This window comes from Blastococcus jejuensis (genome assembly GCF_039534705.1).
In the GTDB taxonomy this organism is placed as follows: Bacteria; Actinomycetota; Actinomycetes; order Mycobacteriales; family Geodermatophilaceae; genus Blastococcus_B; species Blastococcus_B jejuensis.
Genome location: NZ_BAAAVV010000023.1, coordinates 1 through 24805 on the forward strand (window position 1 = coordinate 1; position 24805 = coordinate 24805).

Consider the following 24805-nt stretch of genomic DNA (forward strand, 5'->3'; position numbering starts at 1 on the left):
CCTATCACCGCCGCCGGCGGCAACGCCGACTCGGCCGACTCACGCCGGTCGAATACGAGACACTCACCCACGCCGCAGTCGCGGCCTAACCCCAACCCGACGAGTCAACCGAAGTCGGGGCAGTCCCGACCGACTTGGTAGCGGAGCTTGTAGCCGGAATAGGGCGACAATCGCTTCGAAGCCTCCCCTACCGCGCGCAGCCGCTCACCGAGCCGTACTGCGACGTCCGCCTTGGCGTGCGCGCGGCCGCGGCCCCTCATCAGGTCGCGCTTGCGCCCATCCAGCCTCGCGACAGATGTCCGTACGAGGTCCCGGTGGTAGCGGTACAGATCGTCCAGGTTGCTGCCTCGGCGCGAGATGTGCTCGAAGTCCTCAAGGTGGAAGTTCTTGTAGGCGACCAACGCGAACAGACCGTTTGGGGTCAAGCCGGGCGCCTGGTTGTCCACGTTCAAGAGACGTTCGGCGAACACCAGGTACTCGTTGCGCATGTTCACGAGGAGTCGCATGTCGGTCGCGTGCTGGGCGACGAGGTCCATTAACGGCCGGTCGATGCCGGTGATCTTCGCGTCCGTGAGCAGGTCGTGCAGGAGATCCCTGGCGTTGCGATGCGAGATGAATGGCACCACCGGGATCACGACGTCGAAGAACTTCGTCCGGTTTGCCCTCAGAGTCTCCGCCGTGGCCGCGTCGTCGTTCTCAGCCTTGGTGTCCGAACCAAGCTTCTCGAAGAGACTGTCCCGCACGGCATAGATGAACCGAAGAGGCTCGCCCTTCTCAATCCGCTTTGGCGTGCTGTTGAGCAGGGTGTTCAGTTCCCGAAGCGCCTCGAAGATGTGCGGGTCGCCGAATCGGTCAAGGTCTTCGAACACCACGAAGTCTGGGGACTGGGCGTCGAAGTAGTTGACGATCTCGTCTAGGTACTTGTCGAAGTACGTGAGGGTCCGCTCAGACAGCGACACCGTGGCCCCTGCCGCGGACACATCAGAGATGACGCGACCGTGCATCAGCAGCCGGAGACCCGTCATGACGAAAACTGCCACCGCCGCGAACGCTCCCCAGATCGCCACCCGCTGGACCCAGGGCTCACCTTCGCCAGCTCCTGCCAGGTCTGGGAGCCACCCCAACAGCGCCAAGAGCACACCTAGCAGAGAGACGATCCCAAAGGCCTCCATGCCCGCGCGACGCAGAGAGAGGGGTGCCCAGCGGGCGAAGGTCGACCTCCGCAGGGTCTTCGGTGATGCGCTATAGATCAGCTGCTTCACCAGCTCCTTCTGGATCCGGTTCGTCGTCGAGTCGCCATCGCCCTCCGGGCCCAGAGTGTGAATTGCCAGCCGCAGGGTCGCCTTCTCGTGCATCTCTTCGAACTTGTCAAGGATGCTCGACTTACCCGTCCCGTAGCGCCCGGTGAGCGCGATGTTGCGGTTCCGAGAATCCTTGATGACCTCGTTCAGGCGCCTCAGGTAGGTCCCGTGCTGCGACTCGACGAAGTGAGGAGCCAGCGACTTCAGCGAGACCACAGTGGCGGCCGCGCTAGCACTGGCGGCGCCACCCCCGGCAAGGGGATTGGACCGACTGCTCTTCGGGTCGTTCATCTGGTCGATCATGACGCGGACCACTGACAGAAGCGGTCGACGCGCGCTGAACATCCCGTTGGACGCGTCGTCTCAGCGATCCATCCATAGCTGCGCGCGGCGAGGAACCTCGGTCGGCGGCGCGCAGCTACACAAGCGGGGAATAGAAACCTGGGCGGAGCGTCCCTAAGGCCGCCTTCAGGCCACCGAAAGCTCTAAGCCCAGACGGCCCTCAAGGGCGGGCCCTGCCTACTCGCAGCAACCGTCCTTGTCGCGAGCAGCACTCAAGACTCACAAGATCACGAGGCGTCACACCTCTTGCACCTGGGCTGACACATTCCGTCGTGATGAATACGCTGCGCTTATGGCGAGGCATCCCGGCCGGCGACGGCAGCCCCTCCCGCGGCCCGTCCAACAGCGTCCGCAACGCTCAGAACAGGAGCACGGCCAGGTCGACGAGCGTCTCCCTCACCAGCCTTCACCGACACCAGGCGAGCGCCGGCGGGCGGCCGCCGTATGCGGCTGGTGCGGTCAGCCGATCGAGGTGAAGCCGCGGGGGCGGCTGCCGAAGTGGTGCTCGGCGTCTTGCCGGCAGCGTGCATGGGAGCAAGCTCGGGCGGCTGCTTCAGGACGGTCTGCAGTACGGGTCGTCGAACGTCCGCTCGAGGTTCACGTACCCGCGACCCCGACGCGCCGGGAATGGGCACAACTGCTTCTCGAGCTGGCTCATCAGCTCGACGACGGTCGCGTCTACAACAGGGACCTTCGAGAGCTGGGTGCCGCGCTGAATGTCGTCCAGCAGGCGTACGGGCGACGCCCGTTCGTCCGCGATCAGGCGGCGGCAGGTCAACCCATTTGAACGCCACGCGCTGAGGAGCATGCCGCCTGGCTCGGAGGCTGAGCCGACTCCTCGAAGCGCAGCCTCCATCCCCCGGCCGCGGGGTGCCGAGCCCGGCAGGCTCGCGGGCAGCTTCTCGGAGCCACCTGGCGAAGGACTGGAGATTGCCCCGCAGCCTGGGACTAGAGCAGGCGAGCTTCGGTGGTGCTGGGCGGCGCAGCTGCGGTCGCCTGCTTCCGACCGACAGTGGGAGGCCCCGTGACGCACGCCGGCTCGCACGAGGAGGCCCCGGTGCTGCTGACCGTGGCGGAGGCGGCCGAGTTGCTCCGGACGCCCGTCGCCACGCTGCGCTACTGGCGCCACCTCGGCATCGGTCCTACCGGCTTCCGTCTCGGCCGCCGGGTCGTCTACTCGCGCGCGGATCTCCTCGACTGGCTCGCCGAACAACGCGAGGCCCAGGCCTCCCGGTAGAAGCCGCACGATCTGTCCGCGCTCGCCGGCGACTGCGGCCCGTCCAGACGGCGCGACACTCCGGAGGCTCAGGGCTGCCTTCGAGTACTGGAGAAGGACTGGAGATCGGCCGTGCAGCCTGACTTCCGGTGAGCCACCGCGTCTCTCCAGTCCTTCTGCAGTCACCACCGACCCATGGAATGTCCACAGGAGTGGCGCCGGTCCACAGATCGTCTGCGCGGGGCACCAGAGCCGGCCCGACTGCGCTATGCCCGCGACTGGCGGTCCACACGTCATCCGTTGACGACGGCCGACAGGAAGGGGATGTCGTGGCCAGCATCGCTCGCCGGCCCGACGGCACCCACCGGGCGCGCTTCCGGGACGCGACCGGCAAGGAGCACGCCCGGCACTTCACGCGGAAGGTCGACGCCCAGCGGTGGCTCGACGAGATGACCGCCGCGATGGTGACCGGGCAGTACGTCGATCCGGCCGCCGGCCGCGTGACAGTCCGGGAGTTCGCCGAGCAGTGGCGTACCAGCCAGGTCCACCGGCCGACCACAGCGGCCCACGTCGAGACGATGCTGCGTCGCCACGTCTACCCGACCCTCGGCCAGAAGCGGCTGTCGTCCGTGCTGCCGAGCGACGTCCAAGGGCTCGTCAAGAGGTTGTCCCTCGACCTGGCGCCGGCGACCGTCGGGGTCATCCATCGGATCCTCGCCGGAATCTTCAAGACTGCCGTCCGGGACCGTCGGATCGTGGCCTCGCCGTGCGAGGGGACGAAGCTGCCCAAGATCCACCGACGGCGCGTCGAGCCCATGACGCTCGAGGCGGTGCAGTCGCTCACCGAAGCCATGCCTGACCGCTACCGGGCGCTCGTGACGTTGGCGGCCGGAACCGGACTGCGGCAGGGCGAGGTCTTCGGTCTCACGGTCGACCGGGTCGACTTCCTCCGTCGGCAGCTCACCGTCGACCGCCAGCTCGTCACGATGCCGGACCGGGCGCCGTACCTCGCGCCACCGAAGACACAAGCATCGGTCAGAGTCGTGCCACTCCCCCAGGTCGTCGTCGACGCCCTGGCGGCGCACCTCGCGGCATGGCCGACGGACGGCTTCATCTTCACCACCGAGCTGGGCACGCCCATCCGCCGGACCGCCTTCTCCGACCGCGTCTGGCAGCCTGCGGTCAAGCGGGCCGGCTTGAGCGGGGTCACCCCGCACTCGCTGCGACACTTCTACGCCAGCTTGCTCATCCGGCACGGCGAATCCGTGAAGACCGTCCAGGCCCGACTCGGCCACGCGTCGGCCGCCGAGACCCTCGACACCTACAGCCATCTCTGGCCCGATTCGGACGACCGGACGAGGGCTGCCGTCGACTCCGTCCTCGGCCGAATTGAGAAGTCTGCGTGGAATGACGCCGCCGACTGACCCCATGAGCGCAGGTCTGCGACAAAGTGTTGAGAGCGAGTCGGTTTTACAACTGCGGCTCTTGGGTCGATCTGCGAACGCCTTTTGCGATTTGCTTTGGAGGACGCCATTCCACGCCACTGCCTCGCCAGAAGCGGTCGCAGTCGGCCTCAATTTCGGCTTTTAGCTCGTCGAGCTGAGCGCAGACCGCTTGTTCGGTCTTCGTGAGCCCTGAACCCTTCATCCGCTCCTCGAAGGACTCGAGTTTCGCGTCGATACGACGGAGAGTGATACCAGCAGCACTACTGAAGCCGCTTTGGAACATGTGGTCGCCATGCTCGCTTACCTTCTGGCCAATAGCATCTTTCACGGCGCTCTCTATGAATTGTCCTGCCTGCTTGATGCGGTCATCCATGCTGACTCCTCCTGTCTTCCAAAGTGACTGGGTGGGTTCCCGAGCGTAGTCAGGCACCCCGCGGCTACCGTAATCGCGGATGGCTAAAAGGGTCTACCACGTCGCGCCGCGCGAGCTGTTCGACAGCGTCGACCGCGACCGGGTGACCATAGCGACACGCGAACCGCGAACGGCACTGGCCGCTCGCACCCGCTCTATGCCACTGCGTTGCAGCGACGGAGTGCGCCGTCGCATATGGCGTCGTAGGCCATTAACCTTCCGACAGCAGCGGGATGTCACTCCGGCCAGGGGCCAGCGTCGTCGGGGTCGATGCGAGCGAGTGCGGAGATCATGCGCTCCAAACCCCACGTCGGGTCCAGCAGTGGCACGCGCCTCGCCTCCCAAGCGACGTCGATGGCGGCGATCTCATCCGCAAGGTCTTCGTGGTCCGTCTCAGGTGCCAGTACGGCGACCACTTTTCGAGGTCGGAATTCAAAGTCGCCTACGTGACGCCATTCCCGTTCCCACCAAAACTCTTTGCGCGTTCCTGAAGGGTTGCCCATCTGCTCAATGAAAGGCGTCAGACGGAAGATTTCCTGCATGGCGAGGAGTTCCCCTCTTAGGCGCCCAAGACGTCCCTTGCTCGCCGCCTTTGCCTTAGCAACCAGGTCGTTAACGGGACCGGTGAGCCAGGGATGTCCAGTCGTGATATCTAAATACCAGACCGGATTGCATCCTTGCCGGCGAGAGAACGACTTGCTGAATACGATACCGTAGGGCTTGAACTCTTGCCGCCTCCCTCTTATGTCCCTGACCATCATCCAGGAATGCTCCAGCGGCGTCTCCGAGAAGCAGACGACGCGCTGGGTTTTGGCCGTGTCCTTCAGATGTTCATCGAGACTCGCCGCCATCCCGAGTGCCGTTCGCGCCTGAATCGTCCGGTCCTCGAGCAGGCTCATCAGATTGTCTCGCGCATCGTGCTTCCTAGTGTCACGCGTTAGGTGGACCAGAAAAGTGCTCAGATCGGTACGCCGATGTAGCAAATCCTCGATGTCGTCCATGCCAGATGACTCCCTGTCGCGTCAGCCCCCGAGCTCAATTAAGCTTAGTGTTTCGGCGGGCGGAGGGTTCAGAATGCGCGGAGGACAGCTTCGACGCGCTTCTCGCCACGCGAGACCGCGTTAGGGCCTTGACAATCACCTGCCTCACCACGCTGGAAGCCCGCCAGGACGGTTCGTCACGCTTCACTCGCTGCGGCACGTCCACGCGAGCTTGCTCATCGTCAGGTCGTCGGCCAAGACCTTCCCGGCACGGCTGGGCAGGCGTCAGATGCTGAGACCCTCGACGCCTACAGCCATCTCGGGCCTATTCCGACGACCGGACGAAGGCCGCGGTCGACTACGGGGTCCGCCAAGTTGCGGACTCTGTGCGGACTCACGCCGCCGACTGACCCCAAAGGCGCAGGTCAGCGGTGGGCGACGGACGAGTCGGCCTGTACGCCGGGTTCTGTCCACGGGTGCCTCGCGGCCTCCCGATGGGCGATCATCCATCTAGGCCTGCCGTTGCCGGCAGGCTCCAGCGGTCTACCCGCAGGCTCGGGCGGGCCGCCCTCGAACGCCTGCGCAGGACGACGGCGAACCGCCGTCCCTTCTTGACCTTGCTCCGGGTGGGGTTTACCGAGCCACACCGGTCACCCGGTGTGCGGTGGTCTCTTACACCGCCGTTTCACCCTTACCAGTGCGAGCACTGGCGGTCTGTTCTCTGTGGCACTGTCCCGCGGGTCGCCCCGGGTCGCTGTTAGCGACCACCCTGCCCTGTGGAGCCCGGACGTTCCTCGGCGACGGGGTCTCCCCCGCCGACGCGACCGCCCAGCCGACTCGTCCGTCGTGCCGGCCAGTCTAGTGGTGATCACTCCACGTCGATGGGACAGAAGTACTTCTCGTCGCCACCGCGGCTGAGCACGAGGGCCCGCTCGCCGTCCGCGCAGTCGTCGGGGTACTGCCCGAGCTTCTGGTCGGCGTCGGCGGAGTCGCAGTCGACCTCCTCGACGGCGCCGCCGTTCACCGAGACGCAGTCGCCGACGTCGTACGAGCCGACGAGGGAGCACCCGCTCGCCAGGAACCCCGACGCGGTCAGGCCGAGGACGATGCTGACGGTGCGGCGTCGGGACACGCGGGTCTCCTCTGGAACGGCGGGCAGGGACGCGGATCCTCCTGGCACGGAGCACCGGGGGCAAGACGATCGACGGCGTCAGGCGAAGTGCAGCCCGGAAACCGCCCCGGCGTCGCTGGTCAGCTCGGTCGACACGTACTCGATGCCGCGCCACGGTCGCGTGTCGGAGACGACCCTTTCGGGTGCGGGACGCACTACCGTCCGCGCATGACGCTCGAGCCGAGCACTTCCCGCACCCCGCAGCGGTCCGGTCTCACGCTCGCCGCGGTGCTCCTCGCCCTGCTGCTCGTCGCGGGCGGCCTGGCGGGTCTGGGATGGCAGGAACTGGGCCTGATCGTCCTGGCCGTGCTCCTGCTCACCTGGCCCGCCCTGGCGTTCTACGCGTGGGCCAGGAGCCGCGGCGATCTCTGATCCGGGCCTAGCCCGTCACCCCCAGAAGAGCCGGAAGCCGACCCGGCGCCGTCCGTCCTCGGTCATCGTCGACATGTCGACGACCTGACGTGCCTGCATGTCGACAGGGTCGTCCGAGAGCAGTTCCAGATAGCGCCGGTGCTCCGCGAGCGAGGCGACCGCGAGCTCGACCGCCGAGCTGACGTCCACCTCGTGCGGTGGGTCGAGCATCTCGCCGACGGCGATGTACCGGACGCCGCGCCACGGCTCCTCGGCGAGATCAGGGAAGATCCACTCGTTGGAGGCGTCGGCGACGGCGTCCATGACGCTCTGGCCCAGCGCCCGGTGGTCGGCGGAGTTCACGTAGGCCGGCGACACCCCCGGCGGCGTCCAGGTGGCGCCGAAGTAGCCGGTGACGACGAGCTCGGGCTTGTGCCGGCGGATCGCCGCCGCCAGGTCACGACGCAGCTCCGGCCCCTCCACCAGGACGCCGTCCCGGTGGTCGAGGAACTCCACCTCGGTGACCCCGACGACGGCGGCCGACCGCCGCTCCTCCTCCTCGCGCAGCGGCCCGGCCTCCTCGGGGCGGACCCCGGCCATCCCGGCCTCGCCGCGGGTGGCCAGCAGGTAGTGCACCTCCTTGCCCGCCGCCGTCCACACGGCCACCGCCGCAGCGATGCCGTACTCGATGTCGTCGGGGTGGGCGGCGATGACGAGGGCGCGCTGCCAGTCGTCGGGCATGGGGGTCGGCATGGGCGCAGTCTGCCGGGCGGGCCGTCGCAGCGGAACATGATCGCGAGAGCCGCCGTGACGTTCCGAGAGCCGCGCTGCACGGCGGCTCCCGCGACCGCACCGCGGCTCCGGTGAACGCGTGACGCGCCCACGCCCCGACCAGCCGGGCGACGGGCACCGCCGTAGGGTGGCCGATCGTGTCCGCCGTCGACCTGCTCATCGCCGCGGGGGTGGCCTTCCTGGCCGGCGGCATCAACTCCGTCGCAGGCGGCGGGTCGCTGATCCTGTTCCCCACCCTGGTCGCCCTGGGCCTGGGCACGGTCGAGGCGAACGTGACCAACTCCGTCGCCCAGTGGCCGGGCTACCTCGGCGGGGTCGCCGGCTTCCGGGCCGAGTACGCCGGTCAGCGCAGCCGGATCATCCGGTTCTCCGTCGTCGCGCTGCTCGGGGGGACGGCGGGCAGCGTGCTGCTGCTGACCACGCCGTCGGAGGCCTTCGACGTCGTCGTCCCGATCCTCGTGCTGCTGGCCAGCCTGCTGCTCGCCGTCCAGCCGCTGCTCACCACGCGGCTCCGGCGCACCGAGGACACCGGAACCCACCGCGACTCCGCCTGGCTCTACGTGGCGCTGTTCTTCGCCACCGTCTACGGCGGCTACTTCGGCGGGGCGCTCGGCGTGATCCTGGTCGGCGTCCTGGGCGTGGCTCTGCACCGGTTGAAGCTGGCCAACGCGCTCAAGTCGGTCCTGTCGGCCGTGACGGCCACGATCAGCCTGGTCATCTTCGCCCTGTTCGGTCCCGTGCACTGGGTCTTCGTCGCGGTGGCCGCGCCGGCCGCCCTGGTCGGCGGGTTCCTCGGTGCCCGGATCGCCACCCGCATCCCGACCTCTCCCCTGCGGGTGTTCATCGTGACGTTCGGCGTCGCCGTCTCGATCTACCTGTTCCTCCGGGTCTGACCAGCCGCCGGATCGTCGTCCCGGGTCTGCCGCGTCACCCACACCGCGACCACAGGGCACACCGCCGCTGACCCGGCGTGACGGCGCACGAGGGCCCGCCGTTCCGGCGACCGAGGACCATCCCCTCCGCTCGCGTGCCCCCACACTCCTGGCCACGCGCTGCGCACGACGGGGGGACGACATGAGCGTCGCGGACGAGGCCCAGGGGTGGGCGCTGGACTTCGGCAAGTCCGCCGTCACGGGAGCCGGCGCCGGCACCCTGGCCGGACTGCTCGGCGCCGCCCTCTACGCGAGCAACGACGACACCGCGGTGACGGCGATCTGCGAGTCGTGGACGAGCACGCCGGGAACGATCTCGATCGCCCCGGGCCAGACGCCTCCGCTCGGGTGCGGTGCCGTCGTCGACCTCCCCGTGCTCGGCGCGACGTCGTCCCTGGCCGAGGCGGGAGTCACCTACGGGGTGGCCCTCGCCATCGTCGGATTCCTCGTGGCACTGGCAGTCCTCGCCTGGGCTCACCACCACAAGACCTGAGCGTGGTGGGCTGCGGAGGCGGCCACGTTCCGGAGCCAGCCGACCAGCCCGGCGACGGGCGAGCTAGCGGTCGATCGGCCGGTTCCAGTTCGACGGGGCGCGCACCGCGATGACGTGGCTCACCCGCGGCGACTCCGCCTGGACCGACAGGTAGAGCAGCCTGCCGTCGGGCGAGAACCACGGACCGGTCGGCTCGTCGGGCGTCTCCGCCAGCAGGACCAGGTTCTGGGCGCCCTGCTGCTGGCGCGGCAGCACCCAGACCTGGTTGACGTTGCCCGTCGCCCCGCGCGCGAAGTCGCTCGTGCTGTGGTCCTCCATGATGAACAGGTCGCCGGCGTCGTTGAACCGGAGGTTGTCCGGGCGGCCGAGGCGGCCGAAGTCGCCCTCGACGACGACCTGGCCGCGGACGGCCCCGTGGCCGAGGTGGTCGAGACGCCAGACCCGGCCCGGGTCGCCGCCCGCGCCGGACTCGGTGAAGTAGACGGCGTTACCGCCGCGGCCGTCCGAGCTCGCGGTCGCCACGATGCCCTCGGCCTTGGCGAAGCCCGAGACAAGGGGGTCGTAGCCGCGGGCGCGCATGTCGGCATCCGGGTCGAGCGGGTTCAGCGGGCCGACCCAGGTCCCCGTTCCCGTCGTCCGGTCGAAGGCCAGGCCGTACAGGTCACCGGTCGTCAGGTCACGTGCCCGCCGCGGGTCGAACTTGTAGATGAACCGGGCGTCGCCGCGGTCGTCGGTCAGGTACCAGTCGCCCGACGCGAACGCCTCCTGCTCGTGGCTGAAGCGGCCCATCCCGGTCAGGCGGGTCCGCTCACCGGTCGCGGGGTCGACCTCCCACACCCACCCCGAGCGCTGCTGGGGGTCGACGATGAACGGGAACTCCTCGTTGGTCAGGAAGGTGTTCCACGGTGTCTTCGCCGCCGCGCACAGGTTGTGCAGGCCCGTCTCGATGACGTCGACGCGCGTGACCGTCGTCCCGTCCCGGCCGAGCACGATCCGCTGGACCGAGCCCCAGCCGTCGGAGTCGTCGTCCCCCGGCGTCTGCTCGTCGATGTGGCACTTGAGGGCGTCGCCCTGGAAGTCACCGGCCCGCGGCTGGGTCAGCTCCGCGTTGTTCAGCAGCCAGTACTCCCCCCGCGGCCCCTGGAACAGCACGTTGCCGTCCGGGTCGTCCGGGTACGGGAACGCCACGCCGCTCTCGGTCGACCTCGTCGGCGTCACGCACGACGTGATGAGCGTCGTGTAGCCGTACCCGGCGGGGAAGCTGATCAGGGCGTCGGGCACCAGGGGCCCGGGGCCGGACCCCGGCCGGGCCATCGCGGCCGTGGGGCTCGCCACCACCATCGCTGCCGATAGAACGAGGATCGCGGAACGCCTGGCCATGGCCGCACTCCCTCTGCCCGGAGGTCGGCAGACTAGTCCCCGGCAGGGTCGCCGTCACCAGCCGATCGCGTCCGCTTTGGCGCCGGGGAGCGCACCTCAGCGCAGGTGCGCGGTGTCGTTCATCAGCCGCACCGAGGACCGCCCGTCGGACGACCAGGCCACCGTGCACAGTGACGCCGCCTCGAGGAACACCCGGTGCACGATCTCGTCGCCCACGTCCAGCGCGGCGGCGAGCATCAGCTTGATCGGCGTCACGTGGCTGACCACGAGCACGGTCCGGCCGGCGTACCGCGACAGGATCCGCCGCCGGGCCCGCGCCACCCGCACGCTCACGTCGGCCACCGACTCGCCGCCCGGCGCGGCCACCGTGACGTCGACGCCGAACCGGCGCGCGGCCAGCGGGTGCCGCTCCCGCGCCTCCTCGAAGGTCAGGCCCTCGATGTCGCCGAAGTCGAGCTCGACGAGGTCGTCATCGAACTCCGGGGTCAGCCCGACGGCGGCGGCCACGATCTCCGCGGTCTCCCGAGTCCGCCGCAGCGGCGAGGCGACGACGACGTCGATGCCCAGCTCCTTGGCCCGGACGGCGGCTGCCTCCGCCTCGGCCCGCCCGGTGCGCGACAGCGGCAGCTCGTTGCGGCCGCTGAACCGGCGCTCCGGGGTGTGCTCGGTCTGGCCGTGGCGCAGCAGGTGCGTGACGGTGGTGACCAGCGGCGCGCGCTCGGGCACCGGCTGGACGTCGTCCTCGGCGACGCTGGGCTCGGCGGCGGCGTCGCGGTGCACCGGCGTGCCGTCCATCGCGCTGTTGGCCAGCGCGTCGGCGGCGCCGTTCTGCGCCCGCGGCACCCACGTGTAGCGCACCCCACCCAGCTGCCGGGCGATCTTCTGCGCCTGCAGGGCGAGCTGCCGCATGTCGGGGTGCTTGATCTGCCAGCGGCCCGACATCTGCTCGACGACGAGCTTGGAGTCCATCCGGACCTCGACCTCGGCAGTCGCGTCCAGGTCGAGCGCCGCCTGCAGCCCGGCCACCAGCCCGCCGTACTCGGCCACGTTGTTGGTGGCCCGCCCCACGGACGCCGCCCGCTCGGCGAGCACCCGGCCGGTGTCGGCGTCGCGCACGAGGGCCCCGTAGCCGGCCGGGCCCGGGTTGCCCCGCGACCCGCCGTCGGCCTCGACGATGAACCGGCGGCTCACAGGCCGGACTCGGGCGTCCGCACCAGGATCCGGCCGCAGGACTCGCAGCGGACCACCTCGTGCGGATCCGCGTTCCGGACCGAGGCCAGCTCATTGCCGTAGAGCTCGATCCGGCAGCCCTGGCACTGGCGCGCCTTGAGCATCGCGGCGCCGGTGGTGCCGGTCTGCGCGCGGATGCGGTCGTAGAGCGCGAGCAGGGGCGCGGACAACTCGCCGGCCACCGCCGCGCGCGCCGACTCGTGCCGCGTGGTCGAGTCGGCGATGTCGGCGAGGGCGTCGTCGCGCAGCTGCTGGGCCCGCTCGAGGTCGGCCACCGCCTTCGCCAGCCCCTCCTGCGCGGCGGCGAGCGAGGCCTCGGCGACCTCCAGGCGCTCCATCAGCTCGAGCTCCTGGTCCTCGAGGTCGGTCTGCCGCCGCTTGAGCGAGTCCAGCTCGTGCTGGAGGTTGGTCAGCTCCTTCGGCGACACGCTCCCGGAGTCCAGCAGCCGCTGGTCCTTGTCCTCCCGCTGGCGCACGGTCTCGACGTCGGACTCCAGCCGCTTGACCTCGCGGCCGAGGTCGCGCACCTCGGTCTCGGCCCGGACGACGTCGGCGGCGAACGCCCGCTCCGTCTCCTGCGCGGTCTCCACGGCGACGACCTCGGGCAGGTTCGCCCGGCGGTGCCGCAGCTGGGTCAGCGCGACGTCTTCGGCGGCAAGGTCCAGCAGCTTCTGCTGCTCGAAGTGGTCGGCCTTCACGCGGCCAACCTACCGGCAGGCCGGCGCGGCCCGAGGGCCGCCGCTCAGGCCCGCGCGCGCTCCGCCAGCACCGCGGCCACCGCGTCGTCGGGGGCAGGCAGCCCTCCGGAGGCCAGCACGGCGCCGTCGACGATCAGCGACGACACCGCCATCCCGGCCCGCACCGACCGGCGCAGCTCCGCGCCCCTCAGCCCGCGGCGGCGGCCGTCGCGCACCAGCACGGGCAGCAGCCACAGCCAGTTGGACGGCGAGACGATCTCGACGGCGACGTCGTCGGGCAGTGCCGTCCGCAACGCCCGGTAGACCGCTCCCACGTCGTCCGCCGGCGGCGTGTGGCAGTGGGCCGCGTCGCCGCCGGCGTCGAACGGCCGGACGTCCCCGCTGCAGCATCCGCCTCCGCCGCCTGCGGCGGACCGCGAGCCCCGGACCAGGACGACGCGTGCGGTCACCGCCGGGCCTCACCCGTCCTGTCGGTCAGGGACCCCGTCGTGTCGGTGGCGGCCACCTCGTCCGGCTCCCGCGGCTCCCGGAAGGCCTTGCGCAGTGCCATCGCCGCTTCCACGATCAACCAGACGGCCAGGACGAAGATGACGAGGTCGAGCGGGGCCAGCACCCACTGCTCCGCCTCGATGAAGTTGCGCAGGTTGAGGATCAGCGCCCACGTGGTCATCGCGAGCAGGAACACGAGCGGTACCAGCACGGCGACCGGGTTCCGGCCGCGGTGGGTCACCCAGACGGCGATGACGGCGAGCGCGAGACCCGCGGTCAGCTGGTTGGTGGTGCCGAAGAGCTGCCACAGCACGCCGAACGTGTAACCGGCCTCGCCGCCACCGGGCAGCAGGGCCATGACGAGCGGGATGACGACCGCGATCGTGGTCGCGACCGTCAGGTTCCGCGCGATCACCCGGACGTGGAGCAGCTCCCCGATCTCCTGGATCACGTACCGCTGCAGGCGCACCCCGGTGTCCATGGTCGTCGCCGCGAAGCTGATCACGACCACGGCCGCGAAGACCCCCGCGATGTCGAGGGGGATGCCGAGGTTGTTCGCGAACTCGGCGACCCCCCTCACGAAGTTGCCTACGGCTCCGCCGGAGGCCGTGGCGAAGTCGGGGTACAGCGCCTCCCAGTCGGCCTGGGACGCGGCCACGCCCGCGGTTGCCGCGAGCACCGCGCCGGTGGCGAGCGAGCCCTCCCCGACGGCGCCCATGTATCCGACGTATCGGGCGTCGGTCTCCTTGTCGAGCTGCTTCGACGTCGTCCCCGACGAGACGAGCGAGTGGAAGCCGGAGATCGCCCCGCAGGCGATGGTGATGAAGAGGAAGGGGAAGAAGCTGGGCGAACCCTCCGGCACGTCGTTGACCACCGGCGCCTGGATCTGGTTCATGCCGACGATCAGACCGAGGCCGATCACTCCGAGCGCGATGAACAGCTGGTGGCTGTTGATGTAGTCGCGCGGCTGCAGCAGCACCCACACCGGGATGCGCGAGGCGACCCAGGTGTAGATGAACAGCAGGATCACCCACAGGTTGCGGGTCTGCTCGAAGCCGAGGGCCTCGGCCCAGCCGTCGAGGGAGATCGGGTAGGCGTTGCCGACCAGGATCAGCGCGTACAGCACGAGGACGCCGGCGATCGACGGGAGGAGCGCCGAGGACTTCGTCCGGTAGATGTAGGCGCCGATGAAGATGGCCAGCGGGATCTCGACCACGATCGGGATCACCGCCCCCGGCTGGGCGACGAACAGATTGCCGATGACGACGGCGAACACCGCGTTCACCAGCGTCAGCAGGAAGAAGATGATCGCCAGGAAGAGCATCCGGGCGCGGCCGTTGATGACGTCGCCGGCCAGCGTGCCGATGCTCTTGGCCTTGTGCCGGACCGAGACGGCCAGCGAGCCGAAGTCGTGCACGCCGGCGGCGAAGATCGTGCCCAGGACGATCCAGGCCAGCGCCGGTCCCCACCCCCAGAAGACCGCGATGGCCGGGCCGACGATCGGCGCGGCGCCGGCCACCGAGGTGAAGTGGTGCCCGAAGAGGACGTGCTTGTTGGTGGGGACGAAGTCGACGCCGTCGTTGAACTGGTGCGCCGGCGTGACGTAGACCGGGTCGAGGGCGTAGACCTTCTTGGCCAGGTAGCTGGAGTAGTACCGGTAGCCGAGGAAGAACAGCACCCCGACCACAGCGGCCACGACGAACGCCGGCATGGCGACTCCCCGATCCGGGCGGCCCCGTTGCCGCCGTCACACGCGAGTAGACAACGAGGCGATGGACGTCACAACCGCAGGCTCGGCAATTCACGCTGCCGGTGTGGCCGAACTGCTATGGCGAGATGCCAACGGCCCTCCGGCCGCCGTCGGGGTGGTCCCCCTCGTCCTCGGGGATCGGCCGGCCGTCGCGCTGCCCTGGGCCCAGGTCGACGTCGCCCGCGCCGCGGCGGCGAGCGACACCGCCGCGCTCGTCCTCTCCGACCCGCGGCTCACCGGCTCCGCGTGGCGGCCGATGGTCGCGACCGGGCGGCCGACCCTGGTCGAGGACGGCGACGGCAGCCTGTTCACCGAGCGGCTGCTCGACCAGGAACTGCGCAAGCACCCGCCGTCCCGGGCGCTGGCCGACTCGCACATGCTGCGCCGCGAGAACTGGTGGTACCTGCCCCGGCTCATCCTCCTGCTCGACGACGTCCGGGTGGCCGCGGGTGGACGCCGGGACAGTCCCCTCGACGCCGTCCTGGGGGTCGAGGACGAGGGACTGCACGTCCGCACGGTGCGCGTGACCGACTGGGCCGCGTCCCCCCTGGAACTGCACGGTGGTCCCGCCGTCGGCGGCCCGGCCGTGCTCGTCGGTCAGGAGATCTCCGTGCCCGACGTCGAGCAGTGGACCGTCCACACCACCGCCGGCCGGTACGCGGACGGCTCGTTCTCGGTCACCCGGCCGGCCCCGACCCGTGCGCTGGAAGCGCGTCCCGGTGTCCTGGCCCGTGTCCGCCGCCAGCGGGCGCTGGAACGCGCGTGCATCGGCGGGCTGCGCGCCGCCGGTCACGCCTAGCCCCGGCGCGCGGCTCAGGCCCCGGTCCGCCAGGTCCACGGATCGGTGCGCCGGGTCGAGACGGCGACCTCGACCCGACCGGACAGGTCGCGGCGCAGCACGTCGGCCGCGACCGGCAGCCAGGGCCATTCCGAGGCGAAGTGCGCGACGTCGCAGAGCGCGGGGCCACTCGACTCGGCCACCTCCGACGCCGCGTGGTGCTTGAGATCGCTGGTCAGGAGCACGTCGGCCCCGGCGGAAACCGCGGCGTCGACCATCGATCCGCCGCTGCCACCGCACACCGCGACCGTGCGCACCGGCCGGTCCGGGTCGCCGGCGATCCGCACGCCGCCGGCGGTCGCCGGGAGCGCCGCCGCGACGCGCTCGGCGAACTCCCGGAGGGACACGGGTGCCCCCAGCCGGCCGACCCGGCCCAGGCCCGCCCGGGGGTCGGCGGCCGTCGGTTCCAGCGGCACGGCGTCGGTCAGCCCGACCGCGGCGGCCAGTGCGTCGTTCACGCCGTGGTCGGGCGCGCGGTCGGCGTTGGTGTGCGCGACGAACAGCGCGGCACCGGCCCGCACAAGCCGGTGCACGAGGCGTCCCTTCGGGTCGTCGGCGGGCACGCCGTGCACCGCGGTGAGCAGCAACGGGTGGTGCGTGACGAGCAGGTCGGCGCCGGTCTCGAGCACCTCGTCGACGACGGCGGACGTCGGGTCGACGGCGAACAGCACGCGGTGCACCGGCTCGGCGGGGTCCCCGCAGACCAGGCCGACCGCATCCCACCCCTCTGCGAGCGACGGGGGGTAGCGGGCGTCGAGGGCGGCGATCACGTCGCGGAGCGGCTCGGGCACGGGTCCGGACTGTAGGCCCCTCCCCTGCCGGGCGAGATCTGCACACTGGCCCGCTTCAGCTGCGCGAACCGGGCGAGTGTGCAGATCTCGCCGGGGGGTGAGGCGGTCCCGGGAGCACGCCCGCGCCGATGACAAGCTGCCCCGGTGACGCAGGGCGGTGGGCGGGCTCGGGGCTTCACCGCCCCCGCGTGGCTGGAGGAACTGGTCCGCACGGGGCGCCCGCCGGTGCCGTGGCGCGACGTCGTCCGGTTCGCCGTCACGATCCCGGCGCCGCTGGCCGTCGCGGTCGCCGTCGAGGGCGGCATCGAACCGGGCCCGACGCTCAGTGCCGGCGTCTTCGCGACGATGGGTGCGCTGGTCGCCACCCAGGCGCCGCAGCCCGCGCCGCTGCGCGACCGGCTGCGCCGCATCGCGGCCGGGACGGCGTTCGGCGTGCTGGGGCTGCTCGTCGGCACCTACGCGACCGGCGGCGGCTGGACGCCGGTGCTCGTGATCGCCCTGGTGTCCGCCGCCGCGGCGCTGATCAGCCAGGTCAACTCGGCCCTGTCGCTGGGCTCGCTGCAGCTGCTCGTCTACACCGCGCTCTCCTCCGGCCTGGTCTCCGGGCTGCCGCTGGCCACCGAGGTCGGCTTCTTCCTCGTCGGCGCGGTCTGGTCGACGGCCGGCACGCTGGTCCAGTCGGGCAGCGAGGCACTCGACCCCGACCGCGGCGCCGTCGCCGCCGTCTTCGGCCGCATCGCCGACCTGCTCGAGGCCAGCGGCACCGACCGGGCCGAGGACGCCCGGCGCGCGCTGACCAGCGCGCTCAACGACGGGTACGACCGGGTCATCCGCAGCCGCAGCCACACCGCCGGCCGTGTGCGTGAGCTCTCGGAGCTGGCGGGGGTGCTGAACTCCGCGGCGGCACTGGTCGAGGGGGCGGTGGCCGCCGCGCGGGCGCGCGAGCCGGCCGATCCCGACGACGTCGCCGCCGTCCGCGCCCTGGCGGCCGCCCTCGAGGACGGCGGGGAGCTGCCCGCCGACCGCCCACCGCCTCTGGAGCAGGGCACCCCCACGCGGCGCGCGGTGCGGCACGGCGTCCGGCTGGTGTGGAACGTCGTCGGCGATCCGGAGGAACGCGCCGGCGCCGCCGCCGTCCGGGCACCGGTCGACCTGCGCACCCGGCTGCGCGACCTGGCCGACCGGACCCTGGCCAGCCCCGACGGCCGCGCGTTCGCCGTCCGGCTGGCGCTGTGCATGAGCGTCGCCGAGGTCGCCCGCCAGTTCCTGCCGACCGGTCGTCCCTACTGGGTGCTGCTCACCGTCGCGATCGTGCTCAAGCCCGACTTCGGGTCGGTCTTCGGCCGAGCGGTGCAGCGCGGTGCCGGCACCCTGCTGGGCGTCCTCATCGGCTCCGCCCTGCTCGCGGTGCTGCCGCGCAGCCCGTGGCTGCTCGTCGCGATGGCCCTGTTCGCGGCGGTGCTTCCCTGGGCGCGGGCGGCCAGCTTCGGGTTGTTCTCGGTGTTCCAGACCCCGGTGATCATCCTGATGCTCGACCTGTCCCTCCCGCACGACCCGGGGCTCGTGCTCGAGCGGCTCACCGACACCCTCATCGGCTGCGGCATCGTCCTCGTCTTCGGCTACCTGCTCTGGCCGCAGACCTGGCGGGCGCCGCTGGACCAGGCCCTGCGCGATGCCACGACGAGCCTCGACGCCTTCGTCGAGGCGGCGTTCACCGGCAGCCCGGCAGACCGGCGCCGGGCCCGGCGGCGCAACTACCGCGCGCTCACCGAGTTGCAGACCCAGCTGCAGCGCCGGCTCGCCGAGCCGCCGCCGATCAGCAACCGTGCCGCCGCGTGGTGGCCGGTCATCGTCCAGCTGGAGCGCACGTCCGACGCCGTGACCGAGGCGGTGATCACCACCCGGGAGAGCGGGCCCGCCCCCGACCTCGCGCAGGTGGCGGTGCTGCGCCGCGCGATCCGCAGGCTGGAGGACGACGTCCGCAGCGCGCAGACCCCGGACGACGCGGAGATCTTCGCCGAGGGCGTGCTCGCCCCGGTCGCCCGCGAGGTCGACGCCGCCCGGCGGCTGGTCCGCGAGAACTCCCCCGGGCGTCGTGGCTGAGCTCACCCCCACGTGCCTGTGACCAGCCGTCACACTGGAACGGTGAGCGTGCCGTCCGGATTCGACCCCATCGCCCTGCCCTCGCCGACCGATCCCCCGCCGGAGGGGTCGCAGACGGTGGTCACCGACGACGGCGTGCGGCTGCACGTCGAGGTCGACGGCGACCCGCACTCGGAGCTGAGCGTCGTCTTCGCCCACGGGTTCACCGCCCGCCTGGTCGAGTGGGAGCTGCAGCGGGCCGCGCTGCGCGACCGGGCCCGGCTGGTGTTCTTCGACCAGCGCGGCCACGGCCGCTCGGCGAGCACGCCGCTGCCCGAGGCGACGATCGACCGCACCGGCCGCGACCTCGGCGAGGTGCTCGACGCCACCTGCCCGACCGGCCCGGTCGTGCTGGCCGGGCACTCGATGGGCGGGATGAGCGTGATGGCGCTCGCGCGGCAGCGGCCGGAGCTGTTCGGCGACCGCATCGTCGGCGTCTTCCTGCTGGCGACGTCGGCCGGCGGGCTGGTCGAGACCGGCCTGCTCGGGCTGTTCGTCAAGCTGATCCGGAAGCTGCGTCTGCTCTCCCTCTACCTGCGGGTGCTGCAGTGGATCGCGCCGCTGCTCGAACGGTTCCGGCGGCGCGGCACCCGCCTGGGCCGGCGCCTCACCCGGCGGCTGCTGTTCGGCGCCGACGACGCCGACCTGGCCAACGTGCGGCTGGTGCAGGAACTGCTGGAGGAGACGCCGTACCCGGTGGCGATGGCGTTCTACGCGACCTTCCTCGACCACGACGAGACGCAGGCCCTGGAGGTGCTGCGCCGGGTCCCGGTGACCGTGGTGACGGCGAGCCACGACCGCCTCACCCCGGCCGCGCACGGCCGCCGGATCGCCGAGGAGATCGGTGGGAACGCCGAGCTCGTCGTCGTCCCCGGGGCGGGGCACAGCGTCAACCTGACCCGCGCCGCCCTCGTCGACCGCGCGCTGCTCGACCTGCTCGATCGGGTGCGCGAGCGTCGACGCCTGGCCGGTTAGGTCGACGGGCGGACGGGCAGGTGGGACGGTGATCCACACCACCGGTCCCAGGTTGCAGTGACCTGCGGGCACGCATAACTTCAGCGGCCACCCGACGACGTGGAAACGGCCCCCCGGCGAGCGACGCGAGGGGGCGGCGAGGAGCAGAACGTGGACCGGATGAGCGCCCTCGATGCGGGCTTCTTCTTCGCGGAGAGCGAGAACACCCCGATGCACGTGGGGTCGGTCGCCGTGTTCGACGGTCCGCCGCCGTCCTACGGCGACGTCGTGCGGCTGCTGCTGAGCAAGCTGCCGCTGGTGCCCCGCTACCGCCAGCGGGTGCGCCCGGTGCCGATGCAGCTGGGCCGGCCGCTGTGGGTCGACGACCCGCACTTCCAGATCCTGTACCACGTGCGGCACACCGCCGTCCCGGGCCCGGGCAGCGACGAGCAGCTGCGCAACCTGGCCGGCCGGGTGCTCGGGCAGCGCCTGGACATGGCCAAGCCGCTGTGGGAGCTGTGGCTCGTCGAGGGCCTGGCCGACAACCGCTGGGCGATCATCTCCAAGGTCCACCACTGCATGGTCGACGGCATCGCCGGCACCGACCTCATGCAGCTCATGTTCGACCTCGAGCCCGACGCCAAGCACGAGGAACCGAAGAGCTGGACGCCCCGCCGCAACCCGTCGACCCTGTCGATCGTCGCGGAGTCGGTCGCCGAGACCATCACCCACCCGCTGGCGCAGCTGTCGTCCCTGCCGAGCGTGGGCAGCGCGGTGCGCGCGGCCAAGGAGCTGGCCGAGCAGGGGAAGACCGCGGCGCAGACCGTGCCGTCGCTGGCCAAGCAGGCGGTCACGCCGACGGCCCGCTCGCTCAACGGGCCGATCGGCCCGCACCGGCGGTGGGCCTGGACGGCCGGCAAGTTCGAGGAGTTCAAGTCGGTCCGGACGGCGCTCGGCGGCACGGTCAACGACGTCGTCCTGGCCGCGATCACCGGCGGCTTCCGCGACCTGCTCCAGGCCCGCGGCGAGCTGTCGTCGGAGAAGCTCGTGGTCCGGTCGATGGTCCCGGTGTCGGTCCGCCGTCCCGGGGAGCGCAACGTCCAGGACAACCGCGTCTCGGCGGTGTTCGTCGACCTGCCGGTCGGCCTGCCCGACCCGAAGGACCGGCTGGCCTCGATCCGCGGGCAGATGGACGAGTACAAGAAGACGATGCAGGCCGTCGACGCGCGGTCGATCATCGCCATGGGCGACTTCGTGGCCCCCACCCTGCTCTCGCTCGGCGTGCGCGCCGCGCTGCAGGCGGGCCAGTTCTGGTGCCAGGCGGTGACCACGAACGTGCCCGGGCCGCGGATCCCGCTGTACGTGCTGGGCAAGCGGATGGTCTCCGCGCACGCCTACGTGCCGATCGCCGGCGGCACGCGCTGCTCGATCGGGATCTTCTCCTACCTCAACACGATGACGTTCGGCATCAACGCCGACTTCGACGCCTTCCCCGACATCGACGTCCTCTCCAACGGCATCCGGCGGGGCCTGGACGAGCTGATGGCGATCGCCGGCGCCGACAAGGCGGCCGAGCAAGCCGCCGAACCCGCCGAGCCCGAGCCCGCGAAGGCCACGCCCGCCAAGGCCACCCCCGCCAAGGCCACCCCCGCCAAGGCCACCCCCGCCAAGGCCACCCCCGCCAAGGCCACCCCCGCCAAGGCCACGCCCGCCAAGGCCACGCGCGCCCGCAAGCAGACCGCGGCGAAGGCGCCCGCGAAGAAGGCGCCGGCCAAGACCGCGGCGGCCAGGACGACGGCGGCCAAGACCGCGCCGGCCAAGACGACGGCGGCGAAGAAGACCACCGCGGCGGCCCGGTGAGCCCAGCCCGGCGACGGAAAGGCGCGGGAGCGCTCGGCGAGGGCCCCCGGGGCACCACGTCCGAGGAGGAGACCGCGACCCGCGGCCTGACCGTGGCCGTCACCGGGCCCACCGGCACGTTCGGCTCCGGTTTGGTGCCGCTCCTGCAGGACGACGACCGGATCGAGAAGATCATCGGCATCGCCCGCCGCCCGTTCGACCCGGCCGCGCGCGGCTGGACGAAGATGGAGTACCGGCGGGGCGACGTCCGCGATCTCGATGCGCTGCGCGAGGCCTTCCGCGGCGTCGACGTCGTCGTCCACCTGGCATTCCTGATCACCGGCGCCGCCACCCGCGAGACCACCCGCGCGATCAACGTCGACGGCACGCTCAACGTCTTCCGCGCCGCGGCCGACGCCGGGGTCCGGCGGTTCGTGTACGCGTCGTCGGTGGCCGCCTACGGCTTCCACGACGACAACCCCGAGCGGATCACCGAGGACTGGCCGGTGAGGCCGGCCGCGCGGCTGTTCTACGCACAGGAGAAGGCGGAGCTCGAGGCGCTGCTCGAGGGCGAGTCCGAGCTGCACCCGCAGCTCGACGTCTATCTGCTGCGGCCCCCGATCGTGCTGGGCCCGAACGTCATGGGCGGCAAGGACGTGCTGCCCGGGCCGCTCGCGCCGCTGGGCCGCCGGCTCTTCGGCCGGCCGCGGCGGCTGCCGTTCCCGGTGCCCGTCGTCGTGCCCGAGCACACGATGCAGTTCGTGCACGAGGAGGACGTCGGCCGCGCCCTGCAGCTGTGCATCGTCGGGGCCGGCCCGCCGGGCGCCTACAACATCGCCGGCGACGGCGTCCTGACCGCGGGTGACGTCGCCCGCGAGTTCGGCGCGCTGCCGCTGCGGATCCCCGCCGCGCCCGCCCAGGCCGCCGCCCGCACGGTGGCCCGGCTGCCGTTCCTGCCCCCGGTGGCGGAATGGGTGGAGGCAGCCGGCCGCCCGGTCATCATGGACACCACGCGGGCCCGGGAGCAGCTGGGGTGGCGACCGAGGTACACCGGCCTGGAGGCGCTGCGCGACACCCTCCGCCCGCGCCCCTAGCCAGGACGGTGGGCGCTACCCGGCAGTCCTGATGCACATCTCTGCCGACCAGCGCACACCGTTGGGCCGGACCGAGAGCGGTCAGGCCGGGACGACGGTGCGCATCCAGTCGAGGACCTCCCGGGCCAGCTCCTCGGGCACCTGCAGTTGTGGCACGTGCCCGACCCCGGGCATCTCGAGGTAGCGCCAGTCGGGGTGGCGCCGGGCGATGTCGCGGGCCGCCGCGACCGGCACGAGCCGGTCCCGGTCGCCGTGGACCAGCAGCACCGGGTCGTCGATCGACGCCATGGCCCTGCGGTAGCGACGCGGGTCGACGAGCAGCTTCACCAGCGAGCGCGCGGCTGCCAGGAACGCCCGGTCCATCCCGTCGACGTCCTCGCGCTCCGCCAGCAGCGTGACCGACCGGTCGACGATCTCGGGCGGCAGTGCGTCGGGGTCGACCCCGCAGAGCCGGAGCATCTCGCGCACGCGGGCGAGCTCGGACTGCTTCGACCGGCGCCACACGAGGAAGCGCTCGCCGACGAAGGGCACGGCGTAGAGGGCGAACATGGCGGCGACCAGCGGGTCCAGCGCGCGGCGCGGGCCGGGGATCGCCGGGTCGAGGAGCACCAGGCCGGTGACGGCGTCGGGTCGCTCGCCTGCGGCGAGGATCGAGAGCATGCCGCCCATCGAGTTGCCGATGAGGACGGCCGGCTCCCCCACGACGTCGGCCAGGAACCGCTGCAGGACGGCGACGTTCGCGTGCACGCTGGCCTTCCGCCCGCCGGGCTCGCTGCGGCCGAAGCCCGGCAGGTCGAGGGCCCACACACGGGCGTGCGGCTGGAGCAGCGGCGCGAAGAGGTCCCAGTTGAGGTGCGAGCCGCCCAGCCCGTGCACCAGCACCACGGCCGGCGCGTCGTCGGGCCCGCCGAAGTCGACATAGTGGACCGGCCCGTCGATGTCGACGGTGCGGCTCTGCCCCGGCGCCACGTGCTCGGTCGGCGTCCCCTCGGTCATGTGCGTCTCCCTCCGACGGCGGCGACCCGCTCGTTACCCGCCAGTACGGTGCCACGGTCTGCGGACCGGTGCGCATCCGGGTTCCGCCGGTGCTCGGAGGCGAGTACACCCTCTCGATGACAGGCAGATATGACGCAGGACACATTTGGGCAACATCTGCCCGCGCGTAAGACGAACAGCGGTTGAGCCGAGGGCCATCTTGGTACAGGTCCGTACCAATGGCGGTCGGCTCGCAGGAGGATCCAGTGGCACGACGACAGGCTGACGGGCCCGCACTCCCGCTCTACCTGAGCGAGCCGGGGCGCGCGGTGGCCGACTACGGCCTGTACCTCGCCGCCCGCCCGCTGGTACCCCGCCTGCCGCGAGGCGACGGGCACCCGGTGCTCGTCCTGCCCGGCCTGCTCGCCGACGACGTCTCGACCCGCGCGCTGCGGGTCACCCTGCGGAAGCTGGGCTACCAGGTGCACGGGTGGGGGCTCGGGCGCAACATCGGCCCGACCGCCGCCTGCGTCAAGGGCATGCGCGACAAGATCGACCACCTCAACGACGAGTACGGCCGCCCCGTCTCGCTGATCGGCTGGAGCCTGGGCGGCATCTTCGCCCGCGACCTGGCCCGACGCGCTCCCGGCGCCGTCCGCCAGGTGATCACGCTGGGCAGCCCGTTCCGCATCGCCCGGCACACGCAGACCCGGGCCGCCAAGGTGTTCGAGCGGTTCTCGCACCTGCACGTGGAGCACCGCACGTTCCCCCTGGAGAACGAGGCCGAGCCGCTGTCGATGCCGGCGACCTCGATCTACTCCCACTTCGACGGCATCGTGCACTGGCAGACCTGCCTGAACACCCCCGGCGAGCGCTGCGAGAACATCGCCGTCATGGCCAGCCACCTGGGGCTTGGGCACCACCCCGCGTCGCTGTGGGCGATCACCGACCGGCTGGCCCAGCCCGAAGGGGCGTGGAAGCCGTTCAAGGCGCCGCTGTTCCTGCGCCCGGCGTTCCCGAAGCCGGCACTGCCCGAGCCCTGCGACCCGGTCGCCACCCACACCGCCGCCTAATGGGGCTTACCGGGCCCGCCGGTCTCTGGCAGGTTCGGCGCCGGTAGCGGCCGGTGGGTCAGCACTCTCGCCGCCTGGAACGGGTTGGATTCCTAGGGTCAGATCGTGCGCCCACCG

General features: G+C 71.5%; 24 protein-coding genes and 1 other RNA gene. 11 read left to right on the forward strand and 14 right to left on the reverse strand.

What is annotated here, in order from left to right:
• Window positions 1–104: 104 nt before the first annotated feature.
• Both ABD644_RS22440 and ABD644_RS22445 read right to left on the reverse strand, forming a co-directional pair.
• On the reverse strand, window positions 105–1604 hold the full coding sequence (locus ABD644_RS22440; RefSeq protein WP_344691555.1) for a YobI family P-loop NTPase: 1500 nt from the start codon (window positions 1602–1604) through the stop codon (window positions 105–107).
• Between the two features lie 592 nt (window positions 1605–2196).
• Window positions 2197–2451, reverse strand: coding sequence for a hypothetical protein (locus tag ABD644_RS22445; protein WP_344691557.1), 255 nt, complete (start codon window positions 2449–2451; stop codon window positions 2197–2199).
• A 216-nt stretch (window positions 2452–2667) separates the two neighbouring features.
• On the opposite strand from ABD644_RS22445, the gene ABD644_RS22450 reads away from it, so the two are divergent.
• Together ABD644_RS22450 and ABD644_RS22455 are read left to right on the forward strand one after the other, a co-directional pair.
• Window positions 2668–2880, forward strand: coding sequence for a helix-turn-helix domain-containing protein (locus ABD644_RS22450; protein ID WP_344691559.1), 213 nt, complete (start codon window positions 2668–2670; stop codon window positions 2878–2880).
• 308 nt (window positions 2881–3188) lie between these two features.
• The gene (locus ABD644_RS22455; protein WP_344691560.1) at window positions 3189–4283 is read left to right on the forward strand and encodes a tyrosine-type recombinase/integrase; all 1095 of its coding nucleotides are present in this window, start codon (window positions 3189–3191) and stop codon (window positions 4281–4283) included.
• 46 nt (window positions 4284–4329) lie between these two features.
• Here the strand turns inward: ABD644_RS22455 and ABD644_RS22460 are convergent, their stop codons facing one another.
• The 4 genes from ABD644_RS22460 to ABD644_RS22475 form a co-directional block, all read right to left on the reverse strand.
• Complete coding sequence (locus tag ABD644_RS22460) at window positions 4330–4677, reverse strand: hypothetical protein (RefSeq protein WP_344691562.1); 348 nt, start codon at window positions 4675–4677, stop codon at window positions 4330–4332.
• A 275-nt stretch (window positions 4678–4952) separates the two neighbouring features.
• A complete protein-coding gene (locus tag ABD644_RS22465; protein ID WP_344691564.1) occupies window positions 4953–5717 on the reverse strand; it encodes an abortive infection system antitoxin AbiGi family protein in 765 nt (254 codons plus the stop codon).
• Between the two features lie 418 nt (window positions 5718–6135).
• Window positions 6136–6536, reverse strand: an RNA gene (gene rnpB, locus ABD644_RS22470) — RNase P RNA component class A.
• Between the two features lie 28 nt (window positions 6537–6564).
• Window positions 6565–6828, reverse strand: a complete 264-nt coding sequence (locus ABD644_RS22475) for a hypothetical protein (RefSeq protein ID WP_344691566.1) — start codon at window positions 6826–6828, stop codon at window positions 6565–6567.
• Window positions 6829–7035: 207 nt separating this feature from the next.
• Between ABD644_RS22475 and ABD644_RS22480 the strand changes: the two genes are divergently transcribed.
• Entirely contained in the window at window positions 7036–7239 is a 204-nt protein-coding gene (locus ABD644_RS22480) for a hypothetical protein (RefSeq protein WP_344691568.1), read from the forward strand.
• Window positions 7240–7254: 15 nt separating this feature from the next.
• Here ABD644_RS22480 and ABD644_RS22485 read toward each other — a convergent pair whose 3' ends face one another.
• Window positions 7255–7971, reverse strand: a complete 717-nt coding sequence (locus ABD644_RS22485; protein WP_344691570.1) for a PIG-L deacetylase family protein — start codon at window positions 7969–7971, stop codon at window positions 7255–7257.
• A gap of 176 nt (window positions 7972–8147) precedes the next feature.
• Here ABD644_RS22485 and ABD644_RS22490 point away from each other — a divergent pair, with 176 nt between their 5' ends.
• Window positions 8148–8903, forward strand: a complete 756-nt coding sequence (locus ABD644_RS22490) for a sulfite exporter TauE/SafE family protein (RefSeq protein ID WP_344691572.1) — start codon at window positions 8148–8150, stop codon at window positions 8901–8903.
• 181 nt (window positions 8904–9084) lie between these two features.
• A complete protein-coding gene (locus ABD644_RS22495) occupies window positions 9085–9435 on the forward strand; it encodes a hypothetical protein (protein ID WP_344691574.1) in 351 nt (116 codons plus the stop codon).
• Window positions 9436–9498: 63 nt separating this feature from the next.
• Here the strand turns inward: ABD644_RS22495 and ABD644_RS22500 are convergent, their stop codons facing one another.
• From ABD644_RS22500 to ABD644_RS22520, 5 genes are all read right to left on the reverse strand, one after another.
• Window positions 9499–10815, reverse strand: coding sequence for an alkaline phosphatase PhoX (locus tag ABD644_RS22500; RefSeq protein WP_344691576.1), 1317 nt, complete (start codon window positions 10813–10815; stop codon window positions 9499–9501).
• Between the two features lie 96 nt (window positions 10816–10911).
• Window positions 10912–12006, reverse strand: a complete 1095-nt coding sequence (locus tag ABD644_RS22505) for a bifunctional RNase H/acid phosphatase (protein WP_344691578.1) — start codon at window positions 12004–12006, stop codon at window positions 10912–10914.
• The gene (locus ABD644_RS22510; RefSeq protein ID WP_344691580.1) at window positions 12003–12743 is read right to left on the reverse strand and encodes a zinc ribbon domain-containing protein; all 741 of its coding nucleotides are present in this window, start codon (window positions 12741–12743) and stop codon (window positions 12003–12005) included. The genes ABD644_RS22505 and ABD644_RS22510 overlap by 4 nt, the downstream gene beginning before the upstream one ends.
• 44 nt (window positions 12744–12787) lie before the next feature.
• Window positions 12788–13192 carry a hypothetical protein gene (locus tag ABD644_RS22515; protein ID WP_344691582.1) on the reverse strand — a complete coding sequence of 135 codons (405 nt, stop codon included), beginning with the start codon at window positions 13190–13192 and terminating at the stop codon, window positions 12788–12790.
• Window positions 13189–14943: a carbon starvation CstA family protein gene (locus ABD644_RS22520; RefSeq protein ID WP_344691584.1), complete on the reverse strand. Its 1755-nt coding sequence runs from the start codon at window positions 14941–14943 to the stop codon at window positions 13189–13191. Before ABD644_RS22520 ends, ABD644_RS22515 begins: the two co-directional genes overlap by 4 nt.
• 103 nt (window positions 14944–15046) lie before the next feature.
• Between ABD644_RS22520 and ABD644_RS22525 the strand changes: the two genes are divergently transcribed.
• The gene (locus ABD644_RS22525; RefSeq protein WP_344691586.1) at window positions 15047–15781 is read left to right on the forward strand and encodes a hypothetical protein; all 735 of its coding nucleotides are present in this window, start codon (window positions 15047–15049) and stop codon (window positions 15779–15781) included.
• 14 nt (window positions 15782–15795) lie between these two features.
• On the opposite strand, the gene ABD644_RS22530 is transcribed toward ABD644_RS22525, so the two are convergent.
• Window positions 15796–16611, reverse strand: coding sequence for a Nif3-like dinuclear metal center hexameric protein (locus ABD644_RS22530; protein WP_344691588.1), 816 nt, complete (start codon window positions 16609–16611; stop codon window positions 15796–15798).
• Window positions 16612–16755: 144 nt separating this feature from the next.
• On the opposite strand from ABD644_RS22530, the gene ABD644_RS22535 reads away from it, so the two are divergent.
• From ABD644_RS22535 to ABD644_RS22550, 4 genes are all read left to right on the forward strand, one after another.
• A complete protein-coding gene (locus ABD644_RS22535) occupies window positions 16756–18714 on the forward strand; it encodes an FUSC family protein (RefSeq protein WP_344691590.1) in 1959 nt (652 codons plus the stop codon).
• A gap of 42 nt (window positions 18715–18756) precedes the next feature.
• A complete protein-coding gene (locus ABD644_RS22540; RefSeq protein WP_344691592.1) occupies window positions 18757–19728 on the forward strand; it encodes an alpha/beta fold hydrolase in 972 nt (323 codons plus the stop codon).
• A 159-nt stretch (window positions 19729–19887) separates the two neighbouring features.
• Window positions 19888–21567 (forward strand): WS/DGAT/MGAT family O-acyltransferase, encoded by a 1680-nt coding sequence (locus tag ABD644_RS22545; protein ID WP_344691601.1) that lies wholly within the window; start codon window positions 19888–19890, stop codon window positions 21565–21567.
• Window positions 21564–22640 (forward strand): NAD-dependent epimerase/dehydratase family protein, encoded by a 1077-nt coding sequence (locus tag ABD644_RS22550; protein WP_344691594.1) that lies wholly within the window; start codon window positions 21564–21566, stop codon window positions 22638–22640. The genes ABD644_RS22545 and ABD644_RS22550 overlap by 4 nt, the downstream gene beginning before the upstream one ends.
• Window positions 22641–22721: 81 nt before the next feature.
• Here the strand turns inward: ABD644_RS22550 and ABD644_RS22555 are convergent, their stop codons facing one another.
• The gene (locus ABD644_RS22555; RefSeq protein WP_344691596.1) at window positions 22722–23636 is read right to left on the reverse strand and encodes an alpha/beta fold hydrolase; all 915 of its coding nucleotides are present in this window, start codon (window positions 23634–23636) and stop codon (window positions 22722–22724) included.
• Between the two features lie 245 nt (window positions 23637–23881).
• Here ABD644_RS22555 and ABD644_RS22560 point away from each other — a divergent pair, with 245 nt between their 5' ends.
• On the forward strand, window positions 23882–24688 hold the full coding sequence (locus ABD644_RS22560) for an esterase/lipase family protein (RefSeq protein ID WP_344691599.1): 807 nt from the start codon (window positions 23882–23884) through the stop codon (window positions 24686–24688).
• Window positions 24689–24805: the final 117 nt, after the last annotated feature.